General features: G+C 57.7%; 4 protein-coding genes. All 4 read right to left on the bottom strand.

Annotated elements, in window-relative coordinates; genetic code table 11:
• Positions 1-45 precede the first annotated feature (45 nt).
• Entirely contained in the window at positions 46-351 is a 306-nt protein-coding gene (locus M2267_RS29870; RefSeq protein WP_429119462.1) for a hypothetical protein, read from the bottom strand.
• Positions 351-1,916: an IS66 family transposase gene (gene tnpC / locus M2267_RS29865; protein ID WP_429119463.1), complete on the bottom strand. Its 1,566-nt coding sequence runs from the start codon at positions 1,914-1,916 to the stop codon at positions 351-353. Before tnpC ends, M2267_RS29870 begins: the two co-directional genes overlap by 1 nt.
• Positions 1,917-1,988: 72 nt before the next feature.
• On the bottom strand, positions 1,989-2,336 hold the full coding sequence (tnpB, locus tag M2267_RS29860) for an IS66 family insertion sequence element accessory protein TnpB (protein WP_060644803.1): 348 nt from the start codon (positions 2,334-2,336) through the stop codon (positions 1,989-1,991).
• Positions 2,333-2,695 carry an IS66-like element accessory protein TnpA gene (gene tnpA, locus M2267_RS29855; RefSeq protein WP_429119461.1) on the bottom strand — a complete coding sequence of 121 codons (363 nt, stop codon included), beginning with the start codon at positions 2,693-2,695 and terminating at the stop codon, positions 2,333-2,335. The genes tnpB and tnpA overlap by 4 nt, the downstream gene beginning before the upstream one ends.
• Between the last annotated feature and the right edge of the window lie 106 nt (positions 2,696-2,801).

Raw genomic sequence — 2,801 nt, 5'->3', positions numbered from 1 at the left:
GTGAGCGTCCGGTGAAGGCATTTTCGCTTGGTTGAGAGGCCGAGATTATAGGCCGCGTTTCATCTCGTCTGCCATAACGCGTTCGACCACATCCGGATCGCATTGTTCATCGACGAGGAACTGGCGGATTCCACCATCCCATGTCCGTATGTCGGCGAGGAGATTTTGGAGCTCTTCCACGCAGTTCTGGGTCAGGCCCTTTGTGCCGTATTCGCTTCCGTCGCGGACATAAAGCAATTCGCCTTCGCTGATATTATCCGAGTTGGCGGTCACCTCTTCGATCAACTCGAGGTTCTCGCCGATCATCTGAGCGACCTCTTTGAGGGTATAGATGATCCTTGAGCGCGCCATCACGCAGCCTCGTACCGGTCTTTTGCCGGAGTCCACTGCCACGGGAGCAATGCCTCCAGTCGATCCTTCGGATGGCTCTGGATCCTGGTCAGGACGTCTGTCAGATAGGCCTCTGGATTGTGGCCATGGAGTTTAGCTGTCTCGATGATGGTCAGGATATTGGCGATGCGCTCGCCGCCCTTGTCTGACCCAGCAAAGAGCCAATTTTTTCTTCCAATTCCGAGTGGCCGCATGGCGCGCTCAGCTATGTTGTTATCGATTTCGACACGGCCATCGTCAATGTAGACACTCAAAGCTGCCCATCGTGAGAGGGCGTACCGCATCGCTTCTGCAAGCTTCTGTTTCTGCGGCAGCGTCGAAAGCGTCCCTTCAATCCAGGCTTTGAGGTCCGCCAGAATGGGTCTGGCGTGTTGCTGGCGCAGTGTTCGCCTCTCGTCAGCCGACATTCCGCGGATACGATCCTCAATATCGTAGAGTGCACCGATGCGCGACAGAGCCTCGTCGGCGATCGGAGATGGCTTGAGCTTGATCACATCATGGAACTTGCGGCGCACATGCGCCATGCAGGCAGCTTCGATGATCTGGTTGCCGTAAAGCTTGCTATAGCCCGCATACCCATCCGCATGCATTACGCCGCTGAAGTGAGCGAGGTGTTCAGCCGGATGCACGCCCTTTCGGTCGGGGCTATAGTAATAGGCGATCGCTCCGGGCGTGGGCTCCTGGTAGCCGCTGCCATCGAAGACATAGACCCAGACCCTGCCGGTCTTCGTCTTTCCTCGTCCTGGATCGAGAACATCGACCGGCGTATCGTCCGTGTGTATTCGGTCGACCGCGGCGATATGGGCTCTGATCAGCAAGATGAGGGGCGAGAGCAGAACGGACACACGGCCAACCCAGTCCGCCATGACAGACCGGGAGATGTCTATCCCCAGCCGGTCGTACATCTCGGACAAACGGTAGAGTGGGATATGATCGTCAAACTTGGCGACCATGATGTGTGCGAGCAGTCCTGGTCCAGGTTTGCCTCGCTCGATCGGCAGGCTCGGCATCTCACCCGATACCGTTGTATCGCAGTCCTTACAGACCATGCGCTTCTCGATATGCCGGACGATCTTCACAGAAGCCGGCACATGCTCCATCACCTGGACCACCCTGTCGGCCGCCTTCAGAAAGGACTTGCCACCACACGTCGGGCAACTGCAGGGCGCTGTGTACACCCGCTCTTCAGTTGGGAGGCCATCCGGCAGAGGCCTGCGTTTCGGCATGTCGGGGGTATCATCCAGATCTGGCAGCAGGCCTTTTCCGGAACGAGCATCAGCCTCGGCGCGAGAGGCTTCGATCTCCTCGAGCATCAGTTCGAATTGCTCAATCTTCCGATCGATCTTTTCCGAGGATGCGCCGTGCTGCCGATGTCGGAGCAGTTCCAGCTGCGCGCGCAGAAGACCGATGATCGAGTCGCGTTTGATGACTTCGGCTTCTTGTGCGCTGAGTTTCGCCGCCTGTTCAGCGACGAGCGCGCGCAATGCCATGAGCTCGTCCTGACTGTCCAGCGGCGGTGCTTTCATGCCCAAAAACATAGCCGATTTGCAGCGAGAGCACCAGCGTTTTGCCCCGGATGTGCCTGTAAAATATAGCTTTTAACCCGTGCGGCCAGGGGCGGAAGTCCACGCTGGTCGGCGCCAGTCAATCCCCTCAACAAGCATTGACAACTGAGCCTGCGTCAGATGCGCAACGCCATCTTTCGCCGTCGGCCAAGGAAAGTATCCCCGCTCGAGAATCTTGTAAAACAGGCAGAACCCCTGGCCATCCCACCAAAGAAGCTTGATCCGGTCGGCGCGCTTTCCGCGGAAGCCGAAGATCGCTCCGCAACCCGGCGCTTCCTTGATCACCGCCTCGACCATAGCAGACAGACCATCGATACCGCGCCGCATATCGGTCACCCCGCAAGCCAAGTAGACCCGCACATTTCCTGTCGGCCCGATCATGCAGCCTCAACACACGCGATCAACGATGACAGCGTCTTGCGCTCAATGTCCGCAGGAACTTTCAAACTGCGACCATTGCGTAGCTGGATCTTGATAAGCGCGGGCGCCCCGCCGGCCGCCCGCATCTGCCCGAGGCTTACTTCGTTGACCAGGTGGACCGGAAGGAACGTTGCTGAAACATCGAAGTGGCTAAGCGTTTTCCGCCATAAACGGATCTGCGCAGGATAAATGTCATGGCGACGAGCGACATCACCAATGCGAACGCCCGGCTGATCGGCTTCAGCCAATATCGCCAGCTTCGCTTCCTTCGACCACCGCCGCCTACGCTCAACGCCGGAAATGATCTCCATGCGAGCCATGCCAACCTCTAAGATCTGATATTAGTGTCAGCACTAATGCTGGTTCTAATGCCAGAACATCGCCTAACTGGCTCGTTCAGCAAAATCCGTTCACCGGACGCTCACG

This window comes from Ensifer sp. KUDG1 (assembly GCF_050434285.1).
Classification (GTDB): domain Bacteria; phylum Pseudomonadota; class Alphaproteobacteria; order Rhizobiales; family Rhizobiaceae; genus Ensifer.
This window is presented reverse-complemented; position numbering and strand designations above follow the sequence as displayed.

Bases quoted from the DNA above. Each gene is read 5' to 3' on its own strand.
- M2267_RS29870 (WP_429119462.1), bottom strand. From the start codon at position 351: ATGGCGCGCTCAAGGATCATCTATACCCTCAAAGAGGTCGCTCAGATG.
- tnpA (WP_429119461.1), bottom strand. From the start codon at position 2,695: ATGGCTCGCATGGAGATCATTTCCGGCGTTGAGCGTAGGCGGCGGTGG.
- tnpC (WP_429119463.1), bottom strand. From the start codon at position 1,916: ATGAAAGCACCGCCGCTGGACAGTCAGGACGAGCTCATGGCATTGCGC.
- tnpB (WP_060644803.1), bottom strand. From the start codon at position 2,336: ATGATCGGGCCGACAGGAAATGTGCGGGTCTACTTGGCTTGCGGGGTG.